23 protein-coding genes, 1 tRNA gene and 1 pseudogene are annotated in these 22,681 nt (G+C 53.6%); 5 read left to right on the top strand and 20 right to left on the bottom strand.

What is annotated here, in order from left to right:
- Positions 1–194: 194 nt before the first annotated feature.
- Positions 195–1,613 carry an alpha/beta hydrolase-fold protein gene (locus FUA23_RS02980; protein WP_147929223.1) on the bottom strand — a complete coding sequence of 473 codons (1,419 nt, stop codon included), beginning with the start codon at positions 1,611–1,613 and terminating at the stop codon, positions 195–197.
- A gap of 193 nt (positions 1,614–1,806) precedes the next feature.
- Here FUA23_RS02980 and FUA23_RS02975 point away from each other — a divergent pair, with 193 nt between their 5' ends.
- On the top strand, positions 1,807–2,517 hold the full coding sequence (locus FUA23_RS02975; protein ID WP_147929222.1) for a porin family protein: 711 nt from the start codon (positions 1,807–1,809) through the stop codon (positions 2,515–2,517).
- Between the two features lie 682 nt (positions 2,518–3,199).
- On the opposite strand, the gene prfB is transcribed toward FUA23_RS02975, so the two are convergent.
- Positions 3,200–4,288, bottom strand: coding sequence for a peptide chain release factor 2 (prfB, locus tag FUA23_RS02970; RefSeq protein WP_147929221.1), 1,089 nt, complete (start codon positions 4,286–4,288; stop codon positions 3,200–3,202).
- Between the two features lie 247 nt (positions 4,289–4,535).
- On the opposite strand from prfB, the gene FUA23_RS02965 reads away from it, so the two are divergent.
- Complete coding sequence (locus tag FUA23_RS02965) at positions 4,536–5,096, top strand: metallophosphoesterase (RefSeq protein WP_147929220.1); 561 nt, start codon at positions 4,536–4,538, stop codon at positions 5,094–5,096.
- A gap of 136 nt (positions 5,097–5,232) precedes the next feature.
- On the opposite strand, the gene FUA23_RS02960 is transcribed toward FUA23_RS02965, so the two are convergent.
- The 5 genes from FUA23_RS02960 to FUA23_RS02940 all read right to left on the bottom strand — a co-directional run bounded on the left by FUA23_RS02960 (position 5,233) and on the right by FUA23_RS02940 (position 7,008).
- Complete coding sequence (locus FUA23_RS02960; RefSeq protein WP_187270864.1) at positions 5,233–5,403, bottom strand: DUF4295 family protein; 171 nt, start codon at positions 5,401–5,403, stop codon at positions 5,233–5,235.
- 56 nt (positions 5,404–5,459) lie between these two features.
- The gene (gene rpmG / locus FUA23_RS02955; protein ID WP_147929218.1) at positions 5,460–5,648 is read right to left on the bottom strand and encodes a 50S ribosomal protein L33; all 189 of its coding nucleotides are present in this window, start codon (positions 5,646–5,648) and stop codon (positions 5,460–5,462) included.
- Positions 5,649–5,701: 53 nt separating this feature from the next.
- Entirely contained in the window at positions 5,702–5,950 is a 249-nt protein-coding gene (rpmB, locus tag FUA23_RS02950; RefSeq protein ID WP_147929217.1) for a 50S ribosomal protein L28, read from the bottom strand.
- 95 nt (positions 5,951–6,045) lie between these two features.
- Positions 6,046–6,119: transfer RNA gene (locus FUA23_RS02945), tRNA-Arg, on the bottom strand.
- A 250-nt stretch (positions 6,120–6,369) separates the two neighbouring features.
- Complete coding sequence (locus FUA23_RS02940) at positions 6,370–7,008, bottom strand: deoxynucleoside kinase (RefSeq protein WP_147929216.1); 639 nt, start codon at positions 7,006–7,008, stop codon at positions 6,370–6,372.
- Between the two features lie 141 nt (positions 7,009–7,149).
- Between FUA23_RS02940 and folK the strand changes: the two genes are divergently transcribed.
- On the top strand, positions 7,150–7,575 hold the full coding sequence (gene folK / locus FUA23_RS02935; protein ID WP_187270863.1) for a 2-amino-4-hydroxy-6-hydroxymethyldihydropteridine diphosphokinase: 426 nt from the start codon (positions 7,150–7,152) through the stop codon (positions 7,573–7,575).
- 60 nt (positions 7,576–7,635) lie between these two features.
- On the opposite strand, the gene arsS is transcribed toward folK, so the two are convergent.
- From arsS to FUA23_RS02905, 6 genes and pseudogenes are all read right to left on the bottom strand, one after another.
- Positions 7,636–8,706, bottom strand: a complete 1,071-nt coding sequence (gene arsS / locus FUA23_RS02930; RefSeq protein ID WP_147929214.1) for an arsenosugar biosynthesis radical SAM (seleno)protein ArsS — start codon at positions 8,704–8,706, stop codon at positions 7,636–7,638.
- A gap of 57 nt (positions 8,707–8,763) precedes the next feature.
- Positions 8,764–9,099 (bottom strand): arsenosugar biosynthesis-associated peroxidase-like protein, encoded by a 336-nt coding sequence (locus FUA23_RS23050; protein ID WP_147929321.1) that lies wholly within the window; start codon positions 9,097–9,099, stop codon positions 8,764–8,766.
- 321 nt (positions 9,100–9,420) lie between these two features.
- A pseudogene (locus tag FUA23_RS23045) lies at positions 9,421–10,053 on the bottom strand (metallophosphoesterase family protein); the annotation flags it as partial.
- Positions 10,054–10,164: 111 nt separating this feature from the next.
- Positions 10,165–10,932: a dienelactone hydrolase family protein gene (locus FUA23_RS02915; RefSeq protein ID WP_147929213.1), complete on the bottom strand. Its 768-nt coding sequence runs from the start codon at positions 10,930–10,932 to the stop codon at positions 10,165–10,167.
- A 93-nt stretch (positions 10,933–11,025) separates the two neighbouring features.
- Positions 11,026–11,802, bottom strand: a complete 777-nt coding sequence (argB, locus tag FUA23_RS02910; RefSeq protein WP_147929212.1) for an acetylglutamate kinase — start codon at positions 11,800–11,802, stop codon at positions 11,026–11,028.
- A 69-nt stretch (positions 11,803–11,871) separates the two neighbouring features.
- Positions 11,872–12,288 carry a DoxX family protein gene (locus tag FUA23_RS02905; RefSeq protein ID WP_147929211.1) on the bottom strand — a complete coding sequence of 139 codons (417 nt, stop codon included), beginning with the start codon at positions 12,286–12,288 and terminating at the stop codon, positions 11,872–11,874.
- Between the two features lie 164 nt (positions 12,289–12,452).
- Here FUA23_RS02905 and FUA23_RS02900 point away from each other — a divergent pair, with 164 nt between their 5' ends.
- Positions 12,453–13,445: a TraB/GumN family protein gene (locus FUA23_RS02900; protein WP_147929210.1), complete on the top strand. Its 993-nt coding sequence runs from the start codon at positions 12,453–12,455 to the stop codon at positions 13,443–13,445.
- Positions 13,446–13,590: 145 nt separating this feature from the next.
- On the opposite strand, the gene FUA23_RS02895 is transcribed toward FUA23_RS02900, so the two are convergent.
- From FUA23_RS02895 to hpf, 5 genes are all read right to left on the bottom strand, one after another.
- Positions 13,591–14,361 carry an enoyl-CoA hydratase/isomerase family protein gene (locus FUA23_RS02895; RefSeq protein ID WP_147929209.1) on the bottom strand — a complete coding sequence of 257 codons (771 nt, stop codon included), beginning with the start codon at positions 14,359–14,361 and terminating at the stop codon, positions 13,591–13,593.
- A gap of 42 nt (positions 14,362–14,403) precedes the next feature.
- Positions 14,404–15,033, bottom strand: coding sequence for a fumarylacetoacetate hydrolase family protein (locus tag FUA23_RS02890; protein WP_147929208.1), 630 nt, complete (start codon positions 15,031–15,033; stop codon positions 14,404–14,406).
- A 152-nt stretch (positions 15,034–15,185) separates the two neighbouring features.
- Complete coding sequence (locus FUA23_RS02885) at positions 15,186–15,539, bottom strand: hypothetical protein (protein ID WP_147929207.1); 354 nt, start codon at positions 15,537–15,539, stop codon at positions 15,186–15,188.
- 78 nt (positions 15,540–15,617) lie between these two features.
- The gene (locus FUA23_RS02880; RefSeq protein ID WP_147929206.1) at positions 15,618–16,571 is read right to left on the bottom strand and encodes a phosphoribosylaminoimidazolesuccinocarboxamide synthase; all 954 of its coding nucleotides are present in this window, start codon (positions 16,569–16,571) and stop codon (positions 15,618–15,620) included.
- Between the two features lie 134 nt (positions 16,572–16,705).
- Complete coding sequence (gene hpf / locus FUA23_RS02875) at positions 16,706–17,086, bottom strand: ribosome hibernation-promoting factor, HPF/YfiA family (protein WP_147929205.1); 381 nt, start codon at positions 17,084–17,086, stop codon at positions 16,706–16,708.
- Between the two features lie 231 nt (positions 17,087–17,317).
- Here hpf and FUA23_RS02870 point away from each other — a divergent pair, with 231 nt between their 5' ends.
- The gene (locus FUA23_RS02870) at positions 17,318–18,202 is read left to right on the top strand and encodes an alpha/beta fold hydrolase (RefSeq protein WP_147929204.1); all 885 of its coding nucleotides are present in this window, start codon (positions 17,318–17,320) and stop codon (positions 18,200–18,202) included.
- A gap of 7 nt (positions 18,203–18,209) precedes the next feature.
- Here the strand turns inward: FUA23_RS02870 and FUA23_RS02865 are convergent, their stop codons facing one another.
- The gene (locus FUA23_RS02865; RefSeq protein ID WP_147929203.1) at positions 18,210–21,347 is read right to left on the bottom strand and encodes an AAA family ATPase; all 3,138 of its coding nucleotides are present in this window, start codon (positions 21,345–21,347) and stop codon (positions 18,210–18,212) included.
- Entirely contained in the window at positions 21,344–22,621 is a 1,278-nt protein-coding gene (locus FUA23_RS02860) for an exonuclease SbcCD subunit D C-terminal domain-containing protein (RefSeq protein ID WP_147929202.1), read from the bottom strand. The genes FUA23_RS02865 and FUA23_RS02860 overlap by 4 nt, the downstream gene beginning before the upstream one ends.
- Positions 22,622–22,681 lie beyond the last annotated feature (60 nt).

Below are 22,681 nucleotides of genomic sequence, written 5' to 3'. Positions count from 1 at the left end.
CACATTTCCACTTACAAAAACTTTTCACAAGAAATTTTGGAAAAGATATTGATGCATTTCTCTTGCTGCTAACAAAGGCCTAATTATCAGCGGCTTGCAAAAGAGAAAAAAACCGAGCAAACAAACTGCGTTTTTCAGATTCCTGAAACGTGATCTGCTCAACCTTCGGGATGAGCAAAAAAACGACTCATGCATTAATCAGGAAACCACCCACGATGCCTCAAAGAGAGCAATCCGTTTGCGTACACGAATGTATGCATCTGACCGTCACTCGTAGCAGGAATTTGATGCGTCAACTCTATAATCCCCGGCCAGGGTTCCTTTTCTTTCAAATCAGTTGGCCACCCGTTCACACGAAGAAAATTCTCAACTATAACTCTTGCTTGAGCTAGCGAAAGGTCGGGCACCTGTAGTTCGTATTCGTCATCTTCATAGTAGGTATGTTTCAGGTATTGAGCGGGCTTACCGTTACCGTATAGCTGAATCCCATGCCCGCTCTTATCAAGCTCATAATCAGCAATGCTGGCCGACATTACCAACCCCAGGGTTCTGAGCGCAAATTCTTTGATCCCTACTGGCTTCTCAAACACCGGCACCGGCGAGACATACGCATCGAAAACCCAGCCCCGCCCGGCATCAGATCCAATGTAGATCCACTTGCCCGCCATGTCATTGATCGTGGCTTCGTTTCCTTCTTCGGCGGAGATGATGCCGAGGCTTTGTCCGTAATCCAGCTTTGCAACGATTGCCGAGTCGAGGCTGGGCGCAGAGCGCACGTTCAGGCCATCCCAGGCATTGGCGAAATGGTAGGGGTGCAGCACCGTTGGGTCGTAGAATTGATCAAGAGCCCGGTACAGTGCTTCGTGGAGGATGGTGTTGTGGTCTTCGTCCATCAGCGGTTCGAAGGTGGTGCGGCTTTTATCTTCCAGCAAACGGGCGAGCTTGCGTGGGCCGTCCACCATGACGGGGTACTCCACTCCTGCGGAAGTAAAGAGGCGGTCGGGGAAGACATTCAGGGCGTTGACCAAAGAATCCATATCGTTGTAGAGCCTTTCTTTGTCCCACCAGAGTGAAGGGCTTACGATGATGTAGTCATTGAAGTGGCCGGGGTATTTCAGCAGTACTTCGGTGGCCAGCAGGCCACCCAGCGACTGACCGACCAGGGTGCGGTGCTTCGTGGTGCGAAAGGTCTTTTCCACGAAGGCCGGTAATTCCCCCTGAAGGAATTCGATGAACTTCGCTGAGCCTCCGGTAGTGGGAAAATCCCGCTGGTCGCGCGGATCGCTGCTGGGGTAGGTAAAGTCGCGTTTACGGTCTACGTTAGCGATGCCAACCAGGATGGTTGGTGGCATCATTTCGTGATCGTCAAAGTAGCGGAGAAGACCGGCAGCGTGGAAAAAATCTTCGTTCACAGCTCCGTCCAGAAGGTAAACAACCGGGTAATCGTGGTGAACCGAGTCTTTATATTCAGTCGGCAGCAGCACGTTGAGTACCCGCTCTTCACAGAGAACCTCTGAGTGTATTTCGTAACGCTGACCGAAGGCGACGGGACTTTGGGCGCGAACGCAGGTGCAAAAAATGGTTAGCAGAAGCAAAGAAAGAAGGGTACGCATCTATCGGATTTTAAACCGGCCTGAGCAACCGGGCCTTCCGCGAAGATAAGGATTGGGGTAAAGGGCCTTCTTTTGCACCTTTGTCCCCTCCGTCACCCTATCAATATATCACGGCAAGCGTTAAAATCCAGTATTCGGGCCAGACCATGCTGAATCTTCAGTTATACACTACGGAACCCAACCTACACCTTATATGAAACAGCTAATGCAACCCTTTACGTCCTTTCTCCTTATCACCGTTCTCTGCACCTGCGGCCCCGCCCAAAATAAGCTCTGCGCCCAACTCCGCCTCACCATTGACGGCGGCGTTGCGGTGGCCAACTTCGACCACAAACCAGTTCTGCCCTCCAGTACTCAACAAATTTTCGGCCTCACCGATGGTCAGTCTGCAACGCTCGAGCCCCTCGAAAGTGGTTACGTCGGAATTGCCATGGCCCATCACCCGCAGGGAAAACCATGGGGCTGGAGCACCCGACTGCAGTTCATGAAGCGTGGCTATCGCTTCGTCATCAGTGGAGACCCATCAAATTCCGACACAAGTCTTGCACATTCTTATACCAGTTTCATTGACGGCATGGCCCAAATAACAACAACCATCAGCGGAAGACTCTCCATCAACGCAGGCCCCTATTTATCGCTTGCGTTACGGGAGGAAAGGCTTTCCGGCCCACCGCGCAACCGTCCGGGTACGGGTACAGATTACGGTCTTAACGCTGGCCTCAGTTACCGCTTCGGACGCATCGGCGTTACCGTAAATTACCAGCAAAGCCTGCGGCAATACCTAACGATCGAAGTCGACGAAGCATTCATCACCGCTTCTGGCCTTTCCGACTATGTAGCCATCCAACGAAAACTACACATCAGCGCGCTGCGCATTGGCCTGGAATATGCCATTTGGGAATAGCTCGTGGTTTTTGCGCCGTCTCTGCTTACCTACCAGCCGGATATTCGACAAAAATGCTCAGGTTCCTGAAAAATTCAGCAGAAGCGTAAAGCCCTGCAGTTCATCAATCATCGATATTGCCATCGGTCTTAATCTGATTTAGTGTTCTTTCCCCTCATCTATACCTAAGTCAGAGTGGTTTGGGTATAAGAAACGGCTTAGTCGTCATAGATTTTCGGTTCCGCCATCTTCAATTCCTGCGACGACGAACAAGCAGTTGTCGCCGATATTGATGGGATTGTTCTCGAGGCTTATCTTTTTGGAGTACAACGAGAAGGAGGCATCAGCGCAAATATTCTTGCCTGCGCCTCCCACCAACCTCAGCCTTTCTACTGCCTCTATTCCGACGCCCCGAACTGAGGATATCACCGACTTGCAGTACCAGAGGCAACCAGCCCCCTTCGGGATGAGCAGGGAGGGAGAGACCGGCACGTATTACTTTGTCGAAAGTACAAACATCGAAACCGACCCCGACCCGATCAACGAACTGTTCGCTGAATCTGAACGGCCGCCGTTGCCTATCCAACGGCTTTGGTGTATTCACCGGACTGACGAGCGTTCGTGACACCTTCTATGTTTACCCTGGTTAGTCGTTTTCGCTACCTCTTCAACAGGTCCGGCTATAGATCCATCAGGCAAGAGCCTACTTCGCCTCGCCGCTCCACCGCAGGTAAGCCTTGAGGAAATCTTCCAGGTCGCCGTCCAGAACGGCGTCGGTTTGGGAGGTTTGCCAGCCGGTGCGGTGGTCTTTCACGCGGCGATCATCGAGTACGTAAGAACGAATCTGGCTGCCCCATTCGTTGGCGGTTTTACCGGCTTCCACTTCGTCGCGCTCAGCTTGTTGCTTCTTCAGCTCAAGCTCATAGATGCGGCTGCGGAGCAGCTTCATAGCCCGGTCGCGGTTTTTGTGCTGGGAGCGTTCATCCTGGCATTCAGCGACAATACCCGTTGGGGCGTGGGTAACGCGGACTGCAGACTCGGTCTTGTTTACGTGCTGTCCGCCCGCGCCTGAGGCGCGGAAGGTATCCCAACTCAGGTCTGCCGGGTTGATCTCCACCTCGATGGTATCATCTACGAGCGGGTGAACGAAGACAGAAGCAAAGCTCGTTTGCCGTTTGCCCTGGGCATTAAACGGACTGATCCTGACCAGACGATGCACTCCGTTCTCTCCCTTCATCATACCGTAGGCGAAGTCTCCCTGAATTTCCATCGTGGCTGATTTGATGCCGGCCGCGTCACCGTCCTGCCGGTTGGCCATGCTCACTTTGTAGCCAGCGTGCTTCTCGCAGTACATTGTGAACATCCGCAGCAACATTTCCGCCCAATCATTGGCTTCGGTGCCTCCGGCACCGGCGTTGATCTCCAGAATACAGCCCAGTTCGTCTTCCGGCCGGTTGAGGGTAGCCCTGAATTCAGCGTCGTCGAGCACGGCTACGGTATCTTCATAACGGCGCTCTACTTCTTCCTCACTCCCCTCCCCTTCCTTCAGGAACTCCTGCAGGATTTCAAGTTCATCTACTTTATCGGCGACTTCCTGATACTGCTTTACCCATCCTTTATGGCTTTGCAGTTGCTTCATCACCACTTCGGCCTGCTTACTGTCATTCCAAAAATCAGGATCAAGGCTTTGCTGCGTCAAATCTTCAATCTGAAAAGAGCGTTTCTCCACGTCCAGGTAGCCACGCAGTAGTGCAAGTCGTTCTTTTAGTTCCTTAAGTTGATCGTTGGTCATTTGGCGGGGAGTAAAATGAGGGGATAAAGAGGGGCGCGAAATTACGAATAAACTAGCTGAGTTAGTGAGTTGCAGCGGCTGTTACCACTTTCGGGTATCACTCGTTCACCAGCCCGAACGGGGGATCTGGTATCGAATGGTAGCTGTGGCGGCAAATAACTACCCGGCTAATCAGTTGGCAACAATTAAGTTTGCAACTTTTTGCTATCACGGGCTTGTTGTTATGCGATCATCGAAGATCAACCACATGAACACCTGGTTTACTGCCGACACCCACTTCGGCCACAAAAACATCATCAAGTACACGAACCGGCCCTTTTCTACAGTCGGGGAAATGGACGAAGCCCTAATCGCCAACTGGAACGCCCGCGTTGCTCCTGATGACGACGTTTACCACCTGGGCGACTTTGCCCTCAACAGCCCCGGGCAGTGCCGGGGTATAATCGCCCGTCTGAACGGTAACATCCACCTGATTCGTGGCAACCACGAAGAAGCTGCCGACGCCTGCAAAGACCTATTCGTTTGGAGCAAGAACTACCACGAACTGCTCATCGACGATCCCGATGCGTACCAGGGCAAGCAAGCCATCATGCTTTTCCACTACGCCATGCGCGTCTGGAACGGCAGCCACCATGGTACCTGGTCGCTCTTCGGCCACAGCCACGGCGTACTGCCGGATGACCCGACGATGCGGGCCATAGATGCAGGAGTAGACGTTCACGGGCTCGCACCCATCAGTTATGCGGAGGTGAAAGCAATAATGGCCAGAAAAACGTGGGTTTCACCTTTCGCAGAAAAGGAAAAATAAGATTCTTCTTTCCTGGCATCGAGCCCGGATAACAGCAACAACATACTTTCGGTTATTCCCAAATGCAAAATTGCCCGGTTCCGCTAAGCGGACCGGGCAATTTTGCGTTCGTTGGAGAAGTAGATCAGTAATGATACTACTCTTTCATGAACTCGTCGACCTTGTCTTTGTGAACCATAACCTCCTTGTAAGAGTACTTACCAGTGTCAGGGTTCTTGATAGACTTGATAACTTTGATGTAGTCACGACCGGAACCTGCGTTAGCAGCACGTTGTCCGGTACGGGCGTTCTTGGATACTTTAGCCATGATGCTATTGTTTTAGTTACCCTGGTACAACGTGCGTTGAGCCGGATAAGTTGTTTTTACTTGATTTCGCGGTGTACAGTCACTTTCCGGAGGATAGGGTTGTACTTCTTAAGCTCCAGACGATCGGGAGAGTTCTTCCGGTTCTTCTGCGTTACGTAACGGCTTGTGCCGGGCATACCTGAGGTCTTGTGCTCGGTGCACTCAAGGATGATGAGGTTGCGGTTACCTTTAGATTTCTTAGCCATGGTAATGGTAGATTGTAATGGTTAGTGGTTCTGAGTCAGCTGAAACCAGCTTACTAGAACTTAACGCCGGTTTCGATGCCTTTGCTTTCCAGCTTCTTTACGTAAGCGTAAACACCAAGCTTGTTGATGGTACGCATTGCGTTGGTTGAAATGCGAAGGGTGACAAATTTACCGGTTTCCGGCACGAAGAACTTCTTCTTCTGGATGTTGGGTACGAAGCGACGCTTCGTCTTCCGGTTGGAGTGCGAAACATTGTTGCCGCTGATCGGCTTTTTACCCGTGAGTTTACAAACTTTGGACATCGTAAAATACGTTAGCGACCTCAATGGGTCAGAATAAAAAAGCAGACCGAAGCCTGCCTTTAAAATGACAATGAAAGTGAACTTTCGCGTCTTTGTGACCGCGTCAGGATTCGAACCTGAAACCTCTTGATTCGTAGTCAAGTGCTCTATCCAGTTGAGCTACGCAGCCATTCTTCTCTCGAAGCGGTCGCAAAGGTAATACTAGTTTTTAACCCGCACAACAGTAAGACCATTTTTTTCTAATTTTTTTGAGCTCTTTTTGCCGCAAAGCCCCAAAAACCGGTCTTTTCACCTGCGATCGCGCCAAAATTATTTCAAATAAATTTCCGGATGCTTTCTTTTTGCTATTCCTGGCCTCTTCCGGAGAGTAACCACTATGTGCCGGATTTACTCGGGCTGATCTTCCAGTTTCCTGGCGGTTAAATCGTAACGACCGACATGCCCACGGGCCAATCCTGGCTCATTACTTCCACCATTCGTTGCAAAACTGCCTCATCTTCGGCAAAATTCAGATCTCCAAGTTCGAGGACCAGAACGGGTACATCTTTCTGGCTGCCGAAGTAATTGAAGTAGGCCTCCTGTACTGATTTGAGGTAATCGTCTTTCATCTCCTGTTCGTATTCCCGTCCCCGCTTTGCAATATTGGCCTGTAATGCTTCGATCGGACGGTGGAGGTAAACGATGAGTTCCGGATTAGGAAAGCCCGCATCCATTACTTTAAAGAGTCGCGAAAACAGCCGAAACTCTTCGGGCGGCAGCGTATTACGGGCAAACAGGAGCGTTTTTACGAAAATATAGTCAGCGATGACACCGTTCGTAAACAGATCGGTTTGGGCCAGTTCTGCCTGCAGTTGTTTGTGGCGCTCGGCCATAAAGAACAGTTCTACGGGGAAAGCGTAACGCTCAGGTTCGCGGTAAAAAGGAGGCAGAAAGGGATTGTCACTGAACTCCTCCAGGATGAGCCGGCGGTTGAAGTCTGCGGCAAGGCGGTTAGCGAGGGTGGTTTTGCCCGCGCCGATATTGCCCTCGATGGCGATAAAATTGGTCAGATTAGTCAAGGATGAAGTTGGTCAAGCAGTCAAAATAGTTGGAGCACAATCATTCTCCGTAACTTTGGCAATGATAAGGCATCCGGCCCACCTCTCCTATTTTTTGGTAGCCGGAGTCTATTAAGCAATTGCGATAATTATAATTTCACTTTGACGGTAACACTAGCTCTGGGTTCGAACCTCGGCGATCGCCACGCCACTCTCATCACCGCCCGCCGGCTCATTCGCCGCCGTATCGGGCTGGTCATCTACGAGTCTGAGTTGCTGGAGACCAAAGCCTGGGGCGTTGAAGACCAACCGGATTTCCTGAACCAGGTTATTACCGTCCGATACAATCCGGGCTCGGCAGCGGGTGCAATGCAGGCTTCTCTGAAAACCCGGCTTCTCCACCTACTGGACCTTACCCAGGGAATAGAAGCCGCGCTCGGCCGGGAACGGAAAGCCCACTGGGGGCCACGCACCTGCGACATCGACATTATCTTCGTCGACAACATCCGCTTCGAGAGCGAACGACTAAGCCTCCCCCACCCCTGGTGGGCCGAACGTCACTTCGTCAGGAACCTTCTGAGTGAGTAAGCAAGTTGATGAGTTAATGAGTTGCTACCACAAGTACCAACTCAGTGCCCCAAAAACTCACTAGGCGACAGTTCCGCCGCAGGAAGAACCTGCACCTGCGGTACACCCGTAACAGTGCTGGTTGAGGACGATATTGCGGTTGCGCAATTCGGTAACGTCGAAGTCGGTGATGTGCCGGCCTTTGGCGGCCACCTTAAGGTCGAGCATCTGGTTGAAGTCGCAATCGTACAGGAAACCTTCCCAACTGACAGAGATGGTATTTCGGCACATCAGCCCGTCCACGGTCATCGGGTTGTAGGCTTCAACGAGCTTGTACATGTACTCTTCGTAGTTCCCCGTTTCAACCAGATAATCGAGGAAGCGGGCTACCGGAAGGTTGGTGATCGCATACAGTTCATTGAAGATGATCCCAAACTTACGGTCCAGCTGGCGTTTGAACTCAGCTTCCAGCTCTTCCTGTTTCCCCGGAAGGTAAGCTCCCGACGGGTTGAAGACCAGGTCGAGTTTAAGACCGGAGCCTTCTACCCCGTAGCCAACTTCGTTGAGCAGCTGAAGGGCCTTGATTGAGTCTTCGAAAACACCGTCTCCGCGCTGGCCATCGGTCCGTTTTTTGCTGAAATAAGGCAGGCTGGAAACAACCTGCACTTTGTTTTTTGCCAGAAATTCCGGTAAATCGCGGTACTTCGGGTTGGCCATAATGATGGTCAGGTTACAGCGGTCGATGACCTGCTTGCCCATTTTGGTACATTCCTCGACAAACCAGCGGAAGTGCGGATTCATTTCCGGAGCTCCTCCGGTAATGTCCACAATCTGGATGGTTGGGATTTCGCGGATCATCGCCAGGCACTGTTCCAGCGTCTGACGGTCCATATTCTCTACCTTTTTGTCCGGTCCTGCATCAACGTGACAGTGGGCGCAGGTTTGGTTGCACAGCTTACCGATATTGAGCTGGAATATCTCGATCTCAGTAGGTTTAAACGGTTGGTGCCCCTGATTGGCCAACTTATCGCTGAACCGGGGAAATTTCGCATCGGATATATCCTTACCGTTCAGTACGTTGAGCTGTACAAAGGTGTCGCTCATGCGGGAACCTTTGGCAGATAGAGATTTTGTTTTTTGCTTGATAGCCATTTTGTAGTCTTTTAGTCTTGTAGTTCTTCAAATTGCCTTTCGGCCAACCTGCCGGACCTACATAGTGACTTTGTCCACCTGCCGTTGCATTTGGCGGGCATAAATTAATGTTGTACCCGCCTTGACGGCTGCGGCTACGTGCACAGCTTCCATCATTTGCTCTTCATCGGCACCAGACTGCAAACTATTCGTGGTGTAAGCATCGATGCAGTAACTGCACTGAATAGCGTGACTGACGGCTAGAGCAATCAGTGCTTTTTCCCGTGCGGTAAGAGCGCTGTCCCCTTCGGTAACGGTGCTGTAATAATCGAAAAACTTTTCGCCCATTTCCTCCTGCCATTCGGCGATTTTACCGAAGCTTTTCAGGTCTTTAGGGTCTGAGTACTGATTCATTTTCTTGAGGTTATTGAGAGGAAGTGCTTGCTTACCGGGGCGTGTACCTTCATGAGGCGCGAACGCGGGGAGCATAGATAAGTTGTAAGTAGCAGGATCCGACTCTGCTTTTAAGGTAGCGGAGTCAAGAGAAAAGCCTTCTCTTTTCTCCTCGGCGGGAGGCATAATTTCGGTATTATCCCATATCCCGGTGGTGAGGGTCGCTGCGTAGGATACGGGCAAGCGCCGGTCGTCGATCATTTTTGCTTTGGCAGCGCGATGGTCGTAGTTGAGGCGGTGGAAGTTAAAGTCCAGGCCGTCTGCGTCGTCCAGAGTGAGGAACCATGTTTGCGGCGTACCGTCGTTGGCGGGCATCCCGATCACTCCGGCGTTCAGCCAGAGAGATTTATTACCGGCACCGGGGCTTAGAAACTCAGCAAACGGCAGGCCGCAATGCCCTCCAACGATCACGTCTGCACCTGCGTCCGCGCACCATTGGGCTTTTTTGTCAGCATCGGTACTGCGCCAGACGAATTCAGACTGATGCTCCGGCGAACCGTGTACCACCATTACTTTTTTACCAGCGTATTCGAAACGGAGCACATCGGGCAGCCCGGCCATGTAACCGAGATTGCGTTCGGAAACATTCTTCGAAGCGTACGTGTACCAGAGTTTTGCGAACATATCACAGCGTGAGCCGTCCCCGAAGCCGCATCCGCAGTCGTCCGTCCCGTTTACCAGATTGGTTTCAACGTTTCCTGCGATTGCCGGACAGCCCCATTCTTCCATCAGGTCGAGGCTCTCTCTGGGCTCAGCGCAATATCCGGGTGTATCACCACAGCAAATAACATTAGTGGCGGGGATGCCCAGCCGGTCGGCTTCGGCCCGCAAAGATTGCAGGGCATCGAAGTTGGAGTAAGCTCCTCCAAAAATCAGTACAGGACCGGTTAAGGTTCCAAGGTTTCGTTCGTTCATCATCCGTAGGATGCATAGATACGACGAAGTAGGGTGGATGGTTTAGTTTTAAGCAGAGTGGATTGAAGCTTGTGTCTTTTGCAGACGGTACCGATATTAATTCTGGCCTACCTACGGGGTAAGCTGTTCGTCGAAATAACAGACCACTGTATCCAGAAGTTTGCGGGTCAGGTGATCGGGTTCGTCAACAAAATCCAGGGTGAGCAAAGAGTGTCCTTTACCCGGCAGGGAATGGAAAATAATTCGTTGGTTCTCGTTGTCATTGAATGCGTCTTCGAGGCTTTCGAACTTTGCCGACGTGCACAATTTATCCTCCGAGAAACGCCCGCAATGCATGGGGCCAAGGGCATCGAGGCGGGTTTTTATTTCCTCAATGTCTCCGGGCGAAAGGTGGAGTCCTTTCTGGTCATGAACCGGCAAAGCCGGTTGACTGGCGTAAGCGGCCAGTACCGATTCATCAGCCATCAACGAGATGGCAAAATTCCCCGTCAGGCACATTCCGATTACGGCAACTCCTTTTACTCCGTATTGCTGCTTGATGGACCTGCAGAGGGCAGCCAGCCAGTCGACGATCGGGCTTGAACCCCCTTTGCGGAAAATCTTCAATTCCCTCGTCATACAAAACACCCGGACCAGATTTCCTACCAGGCTGACCTTACCGATCGGCCCGAATAAATGAGGCATTACTACCCGATAGCCGGTGGCTACGAACCTGTCTGCCAGGGCCAGTGTTTCCTGCCCTATACCGGGCAGTTCCTGAAGGAGCACCAGCACCTTATCTCCTTCTCCGAGTGTATAAACGTTGTGCCTGACCAAATGCCCCCCGGCCACGGCTGCGGTAAAATCACTTTTCTCGTAGGTTTCAATCTGAGTAATCATGAGACAGGATTAGTTGAGCGGTTGCGGAGTGAGCACGAAAAGAAGATACCTGTAAGTCTTGTGCTGCTTACGTCGCTAAATATCCGTAAATTCTCAGGAACCACCAATAATCCGTGTGCCCTTCCCGGCCTGCAGCGCAGGCAGATCGCCGATTATAACTTCCCCCACGCCTGCGGCGACGGCGGCGAAGGCGTTATCGAGCTTAGGGATCATCCCGCCAACAATCGTCCCGGCGGCCTTAAAGGCCGCGTAGCTCGAAGGCTGCAACTCCGGAATCCAGGATTCCGGGTCTTTGATGTCGTGCATCACGCCCGGGAACTCGAAACAGTAGCGTAACGAGACCTGCTCCTCCGGACGGGCGCGGGCGACGGCGATAGCAGTTTCGTTTGCTATGGTATCGGCGTTGGTGTTCAGCAGTTGTCCTTTTCCGTTGTGGGTTATGGGGCACATAACGGGGGTAAGCCCTGCATCCAGCAGTTGCCACAGCAAGGAGCCATCAGCACCGAGCACATCGCCCGCAAAGCCGTAATCGATCGTTTTCACGGGGCGCTTTTCGGCCAGGACGGCGTTGCCATCGGCACCGCTGAGACCGATGGCGTTTCGGCCACGAGCCTGCAGGTCTGCAACGACCTGCTTATTGATCAGCCCTCCGTAGACCATCGTTACAATCTCGAGGGTGGCCGCATCGGTGATTCGCCGGCCGTCGATCATTTTGGGTTCCATACCCATTGCGGCAATCACTTCGCTGGCTTTACGGCCTCCGCCGTGAACGAGGACGGCCGGACCTTCAAGTGCTGCGAAGTAATCCAGTGCGGCGGCAAGTGCGTCTGGTTTATTGAGGATGTTCCCTCCTATTTTGAGGATGATCATGGGTATTTCTTTTTTGCACTTCCGTCAGGCGTAGTCCATTATCAGTGAATACGGTAATCCGGCACGGGATCACACATTGGTGGTGGCGAACAATCTTCTCAGGCGGTACCGGCCCGAAGTATGGGTGGCGGTAATCAACAACCCACCCGTAATTGCGATGTTCTTCATGAAAAGAATACTCTGCAGCCGGAATTCGGCGGTGCCTGCGGTTTCGGTCCAGAAGTTGTGGACTATGAACGTTAAGGGAACCCAGTAAATCATGAGCATGATGGCACCAAGGCGCATCCGGTAACCGAGCAGAATAGAAAGTGCGCCGATAAAAAGGAAGAATATAGCCCCGTAGAGGAAGAAATCCTGGTTCCAGGTGAGGCCATAAATCATCATAGCCTTCTTGTTCAAGCCTTCGTAGGCAAAGTAGTCGTAAGCTTCGAAAAAGAAGATAAAGCTCAACAGGATACGGCCGAGGAGGTCAAAAATGTCTTTCATTGAGGGCAAAGGTACACCTTGCGTATAATCTGCGAGTGCTTCCTGATGGTCCGTTATGCAACTTGCCCCCCCGTCAGGTGTTTGCGTGGCAGAAAGCGGAGCGACAGAACGCACGCTTAACCTTAATCTTCCGAACCGGGAAACCAATACTACCTACCATCTCTATGCGTAACTTCCTCTATCTGCTGGCATTCATCTTTACTGTACTCATCTCAGCCTGCAGCCCAAAGGCTGGAGAAATGATGACGAAGACGGAGACTTCCGAAGCCTCCCCGGCACCTGCTGCCGAGCCCTCACTTGCTCCTTCTGAAGCAGATACTGCACTGCTTTGGCGTATCTCCGGTGCCGGTCTGGCTCAGGAGAGCTACCTCTTCGGGACTATTCATATCATCCCGGAAGACGATTACTTCCTCCCCAACGGGATGGTCTCTGCACTGAATGACGCCGACGAAGTGGTCTTCGAAATCGATCCGCGCCAGATGCAGGACCCCATGGCCATCATGGGCCTGATGAGTAAAATCAATATGCGCGGAGACACCAGCCTCGAAGACCTCCTCTCGCAGGAGCAATACGCAGAAGTGGAAAGCTATTTCGGGCAAATGGGGCTTCCTTTCTTCATTTTCAAGAAGATGAAGCCGCTGTTCTTATCGGCAATGGTTGGCCAGGATATGCAAGCCATGCAACAAGGCGGAGGAATGGACGCCACTGGCAGCAAAAGCTACGAATTGGAAATGACCGAACTCGCCAATGCCGCCGGAAAAGAAATCAGCGGGCTGGAAACGATGGAGTTTCAGCTGAGCCTTTTCGACTCCATCCCCTACCACGGCCAGGCAGAAATGCTCTACGAAGCAGTACGGGCCGATAAAGCCGGAGAAAACGACGGGGGCGAGAGCGAAATGGACAAGATCGTGAGCATGTACAAACGCAAAGCCATCGCCGAAATGGCAAGTTCCGTCAGCGAAGAAGGCAAAGGTGTTTCCCGCTTCGAAGAATTGCTACTGACCCGCCGCAACAACAGCTGGATCCCCTTGATCGAAGAAAAGATCGCTGGGGAAAACGCTAAACTCTTCGCCGTCGGTGCCGCCCACCTCGGAGGAGACAAAGGCGTGATCGCTCTGCTGAGAAAAGAAGGATATACCGTTACGCCGGTATTTTAGTTGGTCGTGGGTAGAATGTGGTGAGTAGTCGCTGCCGCAAGAACCACTCATTTCGCGCAACTCATTCGCTCAAGGTGAGCAAGCGTAGCGAAACGAATGGCCCTTGCGGCAGCGACTCCAAACTCCCGACTCAAAAACTCACTACCTACTTCTTCAGGCTTGCCATGAACATCTCCAGCATCATCTTGAAGCGGGGATCGTTCAGATTTTCTGAAATCTCATCTACCTGAGCGGAGATATCCACGTCTACGCAGGCCAGGAGGTTCTTGCGCTGGTAACGTTTGGTGTTCGCGTAAACGGGAGCGTAGACATTCATCAGTTTGCGGCAGTACTTCTGTGCGCGGGCCAGTACTTCGTCTTTGGGCAAAACTTCGTCGACCAGGCCGACTTCTCTGGCCTGCTCGGCGGTGTACATCGTGGCTTGCTGCACGGCTACCCAGGCACGGTGTTCGCCCAAGTAAGCAGCGTAAATATCGCCGAACATCTGAGGTATCTGGAGCGACATATTGAACTCGTTCATTCCTACCGTATGCTTGGCGCCGGTGGCCATGACGCGGTAATCGGCCGTGAGGGTCAGGATCGTCCCGCCGGCGGGTGCAAAACCGGTTACGGCACAAACAAAAGGCTTGGAGAGCCGGACCATAGCACGGAGGGCACCGAGGTTGGCGTGCCAGAACTTACGGAGCGTCTCATCGGTAAAACCGGCCATGTGCTTGATGTCCAGGCCAGCGCAAAAGCAGCCGGGACGACCGGTGAGTACTACGCCGGTAACCGAATCATCGGTTTCCAGGGCAGTAAAGGCGGCCAACAGGTCTTCGCTAAGCTGGGTGTCGATGGCGTTAACCTTGCCGTTGGTCAGTTCTACTGTGGCGAGGCCGTCTTCTACAACGACCTTTAGAGAGGGAAAATCTTGCATGTTATTCTTGACTTTGCCGCAAGTTAGCGAATTTTCGCTAACCTATCTCACCCGCGTCTGAAACAACTGCTGTTCTCCGTTTTTGGTCATCAGGAAACCGATCAGCTCATCGCCTTTGGCGATGGGGCCTACGCCCTCGGGGGTACCGGTGAAAAGTAAATCTCCCTTTTGGAGGCGGAAAAACTGGCTGACGTAGCAAATCAGGGCGGTGAGGTCAAAGATCATATTCCGGCTGTGGCCGTGCTGTACTTCCTCGCCGTTTTTCTCCATCCGGAATTCGATGTCGTTGAGGTCCTCAAAGTCTTCGGGGGCGAAGAACTCGGTTCCGAGCGGGGCAGAATTATCGAAGCCCTTTGCGATTTCCCAGGGGTGGCCTTTACTTTTCAGTTCGTTCTGCAGGTCGCGGGCCGTAAGGTCCAGCCCCAGGCCGACGCCGCCAATGTAGTCCATCGCAAACTGCGGTTGTACGTGGCGCCCGTTCTTCGCGATCTTGATGACCAGCTCGGTCTCGAAGTGGATATCGTTGCTGTACTCCGGGTAGTAAAAAGGTTTGTTATTGGGCAGGATAGCCGTTGGTGGCTTCATAAAAACCATCGGGTTTCCGGTCGGGGCTTTGTTTCCCAGCTCGGCGGCGTGAGCGGCGTAGTTTCGGCCTATGCAAAATATTTTCACTTATTGAGATTTTGGTCTGTTGGAATTATTAGTTTGTTGGATTGCCGTACTTGACTTCCTTGATTTATACAATTGCCTTTCTTTGGCGCGGACGCGGGTGCAGAGAAAGTTTCCGGAAATCCGTTGTCCCCCTCAACATCAGAACGTAAACGCTAAGTTAGATCAGGAGCGGTAAACAACAGGTAAATGTTGTATCCCGGCACCAACATCCACCACGGGCTCACTCCTGCCGACCGCAAACGGTTAATACAGGCTACGAACAGGACGTAAACAAGAAATGTACCGCAAACCCAATATCCATAATAAGCAAATTCCCGGGTCAATTCAACCGGAACCGGATTGCCGTCGTCGTCTCCCGCCCCGGCTATAAAAAGGGCAGGAACGCCGATGTACACTATAATGACCATCGCCGCAAGCAACAACATCAGGGACGGAAAATACTCCAGGCTGACCTTCCGGCGCGGGTCCACCAGGTCAGCGGCATAAATGGGAGCAGGTTCCGACATCGGTAGAGATATAGTTTGAAGCATCACTTTAGTAGGCGAGCAACGCTTAATGCAGGGAGGGCAAATTCACTGGGGAAATCACCACCCCGTCCCGGCAAGGTTTGCCTTGATCCGTCCCTCGATATCCGACGTATCCGCTGGTTCAAAAGTTTTACCGGTAATGGTTTCGTAGAGTTCGACGTAGCGCTTGGTAACGAGTTCAACGAAGTCATCCGGCATTTCCGGCATAGTTTGTCCTTCAAGGCCCTGGAAGTCGTTCTCCATCAGCCATTCGCGGACGAATTCTTTGGAAAGTTGCTTCTGCCGTTCGCCTTTAGCCTGGCGTTCCTCGTAACCATCGGCGTAGAAATAGCGGCTGGAGTCGGGGGTATGGATCTCATCGATGAGGTATACTTCGCCGTTGAGGAGGCCGAACTCGTACTTGGTATCAACGAGGATGAGGCCGCGTTCGGCGGCCATTGCCTGGCCACGGCTGAAGAGGCGGCGGGTGTAGTCTTCGAGTTTGGCGTAGACCTCGGGGGCGACGATGCCTTTGGCGAGGATGTCTTCGCGGCTGATGTCCTCATCATGCCCTTCCTCGGCTTTGGTGGCGGGAGTGATGATGGGTTCGGGGAAGGCATCGGCTTCCCGCATCCCGGCTGGCATTTCAACCCCACACAGCACCCGCGGCCGCGCCTCCTTCTCCGCTTTCTCGTACGTTCTCCAGGCATGGCCCACGGCGTAGCCGCGGATGACCATCTCTACCGGGATCGCATCGCAGGCCTTACCGATGGCTACGTTAGGATCGGGAGAAAGCTCGAGCCAGTTCGGGCAGATATCGCGCGTAGCCTCCAGAAAGTGGATGGCCGTCTGATTGAGGATCTGGCCCTTGTGCGGAATAGCCTTGGGTAACACGTGGTCGAAGCTGGAAATCCGGTCGCTGGCCACCATGAGCAGTTTGTCGCCACGGCGGTAGACATCACGGACTTTGCCCCGGTAAAATTCGGCGGGCGGATCAAAAGTTAAGTTGGTTTCGCGAAGGGCGGTAGACATAGTGGGCAATTTGCGCCAAAGGTAAATAACTGGCTGCAGGTTTTCAGGTTACGGCCGCTCCAAAACACAAGCGGCCCGCCCCGGATATGGGACAGACCGCTTGTACGATAATTTATTGGCAGGAACGGCCTCGTTTAGAGCTGCTCCTCGGAGAGGAGGATATCCTCCGCTGCCTCGGGATCATCCACCTGTGGGATGTTCGCCGCTTCGGGGCGTGAGCCGTGGTCGTTGTTTTTCTCCTTGTGCTTCTTGATCTGGCGGCGCAGCGCTTCGGCTACGTCGGCAATGGCACGTTTGATGGAGGGGTCGGTGTACTCCGCAAAGAGGTCAGGGCCGGGGATGGAGAGGCGGGCTTCTACCGTGTAGCCGTTGGCGGCGTTTCCGTCGCCTTCTTTGATGTAGACGTCTGCTCTTTCTATGCGATCGTAATAGGTCTCAAGCTTGGTGATTTTTTCGGTAATAACCTGCTTGGTGCTCTCGAGGAGGTCACCGGACTGATGAATGGTAATTTGCATATACAAAGGTTTTGGTCATCGCAGCCGGCCGGAACCCATTCTGATTCCGGGAGCATTTTATGCTCCAATTCGCCGGGCGATTTGGTTAACAATATCGAGACGGATAACTGATCCGCCTCGCTGTTTAGTCTATCTCTAAAACCCCGGGCGATGCTATTTCGTTCACAATTGCAGTGATTCACCGCGAAACACACTGAACTAATCGACGAACGTTTGTAAAATCCCGAAGCGCTGACTAAAGCTACACTTTTTTTCGCAGAATGTCAAGGCCATCGCCTCGCTTACAAAGCCTACATTCACCCTACCTCTGACTTACAGCCAGTTATATGGATTCATGGCCTGACCGGTAGCGTGAATTTCTGGGAAGCCGCGATGTTTCCGGAAATTTACCGCGAAAGATCCTGGTACTCGATCAGCCTTCCACTTCATTTTCCGAGTACTTTTAACGGAACACCCACCAAAGATTCTTTGAGTGAAACCTTACTTGCCGACCTGATCGATGCCGTTGTGCGCAAAATTCCGACCGGCAAGGTGTCTATCGTCGGCTATTCCGTAGGTGCTTTTGCGGCCCTTAACTATGCCGCCAAATACCCAGACCGGGTTGCATCGATTGTATCCGTTGGTGGTTTCCTGACCGGCAAAGCGAAAGGCATCGAAGGAATTGTTCAGTTCCTCGCCAGAGGCACCAGGCTCCGTAAAGCCGCATTTCACCTGGCTTACCGGACGCTGCAGCTACACCCTCTCGTTTTTAAGCTTGCGACTTTCGCTTACGCCCGGAAATGGCGCAGACTGGCGTCTTATCCTCAGCTCGACCCTACGATCAGAAACATCTTTCCTGATGTCCGCCGTCACGACCCCGAAGGCCAGCGCATCTGGTTTTATTACCTGCTGAAAATGAATCTGCTCGACGAGACCTGCGTGATCGACTGCCCCGTGCTCGTTATCGCAGGAGATAAAGACCCCATCATCCCGTTCGAGCATCAGGTCAAGTACGCTTCCCTGCTCCCAAACGCAGAAACTTTGGTGCTACCGGGTGTCGGCCACGTTGCCTTCGGTGAAAGCCCGGACCAGTTCAGGGAGGCCGTTCTGAAGTGGTTTTCCAAACACGCCGGCTAGAGCTCTGTTAACCTTCATCACTGACAACGATTGTACTAAACCCATCGCCTACCGGCTCGAGCCGGATCTGACAATAAATGCGTTCCCTCAGAGATGCGACGTGACTGATGAGGCCGATCGTTTTACCCTGGTCACGGAGTTGCTCCAGCGTCGTCATTGCCTTTTCGAGCGTCTTGCCGTCGAGGGTACCGAAGCCTTCGTCGATGAAGAGGGACTGGATGAGATTCTTTCCGCTCGCCAGATCACTCAGGCCGAGGGCAAGCGCAAGGCTGATCAGGAAAGTCTCTCCGCCGGAGAGCGTTGCCATCGTCCGTTTGTTTTCATCGTGGTAAGTGTCACTGATGATAATTTCGAGGTTTTCACTCCCCCCTGCTTCCGGTGCTGCATACTCCATCCGGTAGCGCGGACTGATGCTGCCAAGGTGACTGTTGCCCACGTCGATCAGCCGCTGCAGGGTGATGGCCTGGGCGTACGAGCGGAATTTCTTGCCATCGGCGGAGCCGATGAGTTTAGACATCACCGTCCAGCGGTCCATCTCCTTGCGGAGGCCTTCGAGTTGCCTGCGTTTTTCGGCGGTAGCGATGATGCGCTCATCGTCTTGCCTGATCTGTAGTTCCAGGGCTCCGATCAGGCGGTCTGCCTCGGAGATTTTGAACTCGCTTTGCGCGCGGCTTTTGTCCAGCGCATCACGATCCGGCAAGTCCGCTACTGCGGCGGTGGCGGCTTCTGTTTCCTGCTTCAGATTTTGGTTGACGGTGTTGGCCGTAGCCAGTTCGCCGGCCAGTTTACTCAGGCGCTCACGCAGGTGCAGGGCTTCTGTTTCGGGGAGCAATGCTTCGCGCGCAGCCGCTGAGGTCAGCTTTCGTTCGGCAAGGCTTGTGGCCAGCCGGGCGCGTACCACCATCAGCTCATTGGTAAGTTTTCCGGTTTGCTCCGCAAGGACTGACTGCCGGGAGGTTAACGCGGAAAGCTGCCCCCGTCGGTCGATCTCGGCTTTTTCAGCTGCGGCGAGCGCGGCTGTCAGTCCGTCTTTTTTCTTACGGGTCATTTCCCGACACTGTTCGGCGGTCAAATCCCCGACTTCAGCTTTGATCCTATCCTTTTTCTGTGTTAGTTGCTTATTGTTTCCCGCTAATGCTCCGGTTACGGCGGCTAGCTCTGCTTCCAGTTCGGTCACCCTGCTGGCGACGGTCACCAGTTCGGTTTCAAAGGCAGTCAGGGCCGGCAGTTTTGTTTGCAAGGCCCGCAGCCGTGCCTGCTCCGTGGAGTATTTCCTGAGCTTTTCAGCGAGTGCTGCCCGCTGTTGCTGCAGTTCTTCCAATGGTTCCGTTACGGCGGGCGTTTCCGGTCCCAGCTGAGTGGTCAGCTCTCCGATCAGTGTGGCGAGGTGTTCATGGCGGCTTCTGATGGCCGCTTCGTTCTGACGCGCCGTTTTCAGGTATTGGCGCTGATTCTCGACCAAGTCGAGTGCCTTGTTCACATCCGCTTTGGTTCTCTCGATTGCAGAGTCCGTCACCGGTGTGAAGTTCTCGAGTGCGGGGTGGTCCGTTGCTCCGCAGACCGGGCAATTCTCCCCCGGCTTCAGGTTTAGTTTGTGTTCGGCGAGGCTGGCGCTGAGGCGCAGATTGTTCAGCACCAGCCGGCGGTCAGCCAGGTTTTCTTCTGCTGCGGCGAACGCCTTTTCGGCTTCGTTCAGGGCGGCAGTGGCTGCCGCCAGGTCTTCTTCTGTTTTACGGAGAACTGTAGTTTCGGCGGCTATCCGGTCGGCCAGTTTACGGCTGACGATGCGCTGATCCAGCGCTTCTATCTTTTTGGTTTCTGCCGGGATTTCCTCGTCGTACTTTGCCAAATGTTCCCTGATCTGTTCGGGCTCCATCCCGGCCAGGTCTTTCCGGAGGCGGGTTACAGACGCGTTCAGTTCCGCCTGTTTCTCTTTGCGCTCTTTCAGGCTACCTGCCGTACTTTCCTGGCGTTTCCCGTCCAGCTCCAAATCACGCGACAGGGCCGCTATTTCGCGTTCCAGATCAGCGACGATCGCGATCTTTTTCTCCCGGGCGGGCAGCTTTTCGTAGTAATCATTCAGCTTGTCCTGCGCAGCGACGATTTCTCTACCGGCTGCGGCAACCGCAGCCTCTAACTCTTCCTGCTTCGCTTTGGTAGTTGCGGTATCGGCAGCAAGTTGCTGTATTTCGGACTCCAGCCGGACCTCCGATTGCAAATCTGAACGCAAAGGTTGCAGGTCTTCGCTTTTGGCCAATCGTTCGCGGTCTTCTTTGGCTTCATCGAAAGCTTTTTCCAGGCGGATGCTTTCTGCTACAGCGGCGGCAGACTTAACCTTCAGTGCCGCAAGGCTGTCGTAAAGCCCCAGTTGTTTTGCCTGAGCCGCAAGAGCTTCTTTCAGTACTTCAAGCTCTGCTTTTCGGGTAATGACCTGATCATCGAGTCGCTGGCGGTCTTCGGATGCCAGCGGTGGCATGGTTGCGAGTGCCTCGGTGGCCCGCTCGTGGGCTTCGCGGGCGAGTTTGGCGCGGGTGAAGGCAGCAACACTCAGGTCGCGGTAGATTTCGGTACCGGTTATTTTCTCCAGAATCTCCGCCTTATTTCCTGTATCGGATTTGAGGAAGCGGGCAAAGTCGCCCTGCGTCAGCATCACGGAGCGCACGAAGCGTTCGTAATCGAGGCCAACAATCTCCTGGGTTTTCTCGGCAACCTCTCGTTTTTTGGTGGCAAGGATTTTCCACGGATTTTCGCTGGGGGCTTGCGGGTCGAACTGGCTGATGGAATGCTTAGAAGCGGTCAGGTTAGCATCGGGTTTCTTGTGGGCGCGCTGGCGGGTCCAGGCACTGCGAAAGCGCTCCGTTTTGCCGCTCACTACGACTTCGTACTCAAGTTCGGCCATGCACTCACCTTCGCCGTAAGTGAGTACAGTGCCCGATCCGTCTTTGCGGTCTACCTCAGATTTGTTGCGCTCGGTCTGCCCGTAAAGCGCGAGGGTGATCGCATCCAGAATCGTCGTTTTCCCGGCCCCGGTGGGGCCGACGATGGCGTAAAGGCTGTGATCGGCCAATGGCGGGGCCGTGAAATCGACCCAGTGGTCTCCCCGCAGGGAGTTCAGGTTACGGATATGGACGCGTAGTATTTTCATTCGGCAGCGTCGTTCATCCAATTACGGAGGTTACGGAAATCAGCCATCAGTTCGGTGGCGCGTTCGGGGGTGTAGCCATCGGCGGTTATGATGCCGGAGAAGACTTCTTCAGGGTCGAGTTCGCCTAGTTGTTTCTTTTCCGCCGGCGCGGCCGCAGGTGCAGGGGTGAGGCGCTCCTGACTTACCCTCAAAATTTCAACTGCCGGACCATCACTTCCTGCTTCGGTTGCATCCGCAATGACTTCAAGCAGGGTTTGCCGGAGGTTGGGGATGTGCTCGTCGGTTTTTATCCTGATTTCGGCCCAGGAAGTTGGGAGGCTGTTGTTGAGAGCTTTGGGGGTATTCCGGTGGGCGACCGCTGCGGTTCGCAGCGCTTGTTTCACTTCGTCGAGTTCGGCGTTGAGGCGCAGGAGGGTTCGGAAGTAGGGCACGTTGACTTGCCGGCTGGTGATCGGCTCTCCCGCCTTGCCGATGTCGACGATGCGGACGGAACGAACTTGCTGCCCCTCCACAAAGGTGAGCGGAATGAGGCTTCCGCAGTAGCGGATGTGCTCAGCACCTCCTACCCGCTGGGCACGGTGGATGTGGCCAAGGGCCACATAATCAAACACCTTCGGAAACTGACCGCCTTCGATGTTGTGCTCGTCGGCCTGGTAGATGTACGACTTCTTCTCCGCGTGGTCGCTCGCTCCGCCGGCAAAAAGGTGGCCCGTAGCGATGATCGGCGTCTCCGGATTTTTGCGGACCGACTCGGCCGCTGCCGCTACTTCCCGGTAATGATTACTGATACCTTCCTGCAGCCCCATCAATCGCTCCTCGGAGGTTTCGCCCGATTTGGCTCGGCGGATGTCCCGTTCACGGAGATACGGTACAGCGGCTACGATCAGATCCACGGCTTCGTTTCCTGGCTTTGCTATTAAAACGACCTCCTCCTGCACCTGCGTCCGCGCCGCCCCTACCACGTGGAGGTTCAGCCATTTCAGGACTTCCTTCGGCGCATCCAGCATCGCCGGAGAGTCGTGGTTGCCGCCAACAATTACCGCCGCCGCGCACTTCGTGCGTGCCAGTTGGCCAAGGAATTCATAGTACAACTCCCGCGCCTGATTGGACGGGTTGGCGACATCGAAGATGTCGCCTGCCACGATCAACACATCTACGTTTTCCTCCTCTATTGTTTCCAACAACCACGCCAGCGCCGCCCGGTGCTCCGGGGTGCGGTCACGGTCGTAAAGGCGGTGGCCAAGGTGCCAGTCTGCGGTGTGGAGGATTCTCAAAAAAACATTAATTTAAATGATGGTTTGCTGTACGGATGGGAGCCAATTCATCGGGCCGAA

Source organism: Neolewinella aurantiaca (assembly GCF_008014675.1).
Taxonomy (GTDB): domain Bacteria; phylum Bacteroidota; class Bacteroidia; order Chitinophagales; family Saprospiraceae; genus Neolewinella; species Neolewinella aurantiaca.
Note: the sequence above shows the minus strand (reverse complement) of the source record. Positions and strands in the feature narration are given on the sequence as shown.

Coding starts and splice junctions, on each gene's coding strand:
- FUA23_RS02960 (WP_187270864.1), bottom strand. CDS start 5,403: ATGGCTAAAGTATCCAAGAACGCCCGTACCGGACAACGTGCTGCTAAC.
- FUA23_RS02965 (WP_147929220.1), top strand. CDS start 4,536: ATGAACACCTGGTTTACTGCCGACACCCACTTCGGCCACAAAAACATC.
- FUA23_RS02980 (WP_147929223.1), bottom strand. CDS start 1,613: ATGCGTACCCTTCTTTCTTTGCTTCTGCTAACCATTTTTTGCACCTGC.
- hpf (WP_147929205.1), bottom strand. CDS start 17,086: ATGCAAATTACCATTCATCAGTCCGGTGACCTCCTCGAGAGCACCAAG.
- FUA23_RS23050 (WP_147929321.1), bottom strand. CDS start 9,099: ATGAATCAGTACTCAGACCCTAAAGACCTGAAAAGCTTCGGTAAAATC.
- argB (WP_147929212.1), bottom strand. CDS start 11,802: ATGATCATCCTCAAAATAGGAGGGAACATCCTCAATAAACCAGACGCA.
- FUA23_RS02865 (WP_147929203.1), bottom strand. CDS start 21,347: ATGAAAATACTACGCGTCCATATCCGTAACCTGAACTCCCTGCGGGGA.
- FUA23_RS02885 (WP_147929207.1), bottom strand. CDS start 15,539: ATGTCGGAACCTGCTCCCATTTATGCCGCTGACCTGGTGGACCCGCGC.
- FUA23_RS02880 (WP_147929206.1), bottom strand. CDS start 16,571: ATGTCTACCGCCCTTCGCGAAACCAACTTAACTTTTGATCCGCCCGCC.
- arsS (WP_147929214.1), bottom strand. CDS start 8,706: ATGGCTATCAAGCAAAAAACAAAATCTCTATCTGCCAAAGGTTCCCGC.
- FUA23_RS02915 (WP_147929213.1), bottom strand. CDS start 10,932: ATGATTACTCAGATTGAAACCTACGAGAAAAGTGATTTTACCGCAGCC.
- FUA23_RS02905 (WP_147929211.1), bottom strand. CDS start 12,288: ATGAAAGACATTTTTGACCTCCTCGGCCGTATCCTGTTGAGCTTTATC.
- FUA23_RS02895 (WP_147929209.1), bottom strand. CDS start 14,361: ATGCAAGATTTTCCCTCTCTAAAGGTCGTTGTAGAAGACGGCCTCGCC.
- rpmB (WP_147929217.1), bottom strand. CDS start 5,950: ATGTCCAAAGTTTGTAAACTCACGGGTAAAAAGCCGATCAGCGGCAAC.
- rpmG (WP_147929218.1), bottom strand. CDS start 5,648: ATGGCTAAGAAATCTAAAGGTAACCGCAACCTCATCATCCTTGAGTGC.
- FUA23_RS02975 (WP_147929222.1), top strand. CDS start 1,807: ATGAAACAGCTAATGCAACCCTTTACGTCCTTTCTCCTTATCACCGTT.
- FUA23_RS02900 (WP_147929210.1), top strand. CDS start 12,453: ATGCGTAACTTCCTCTATCTGCTGGCATTCATCTTTACTGTACTCATC.
- prfB (WP_147929221.1), bottom strand. CDS start 4,288: ATGACCAACGATCAACTTAAGGAACTAAAAGAACGACTTGCACTACTG.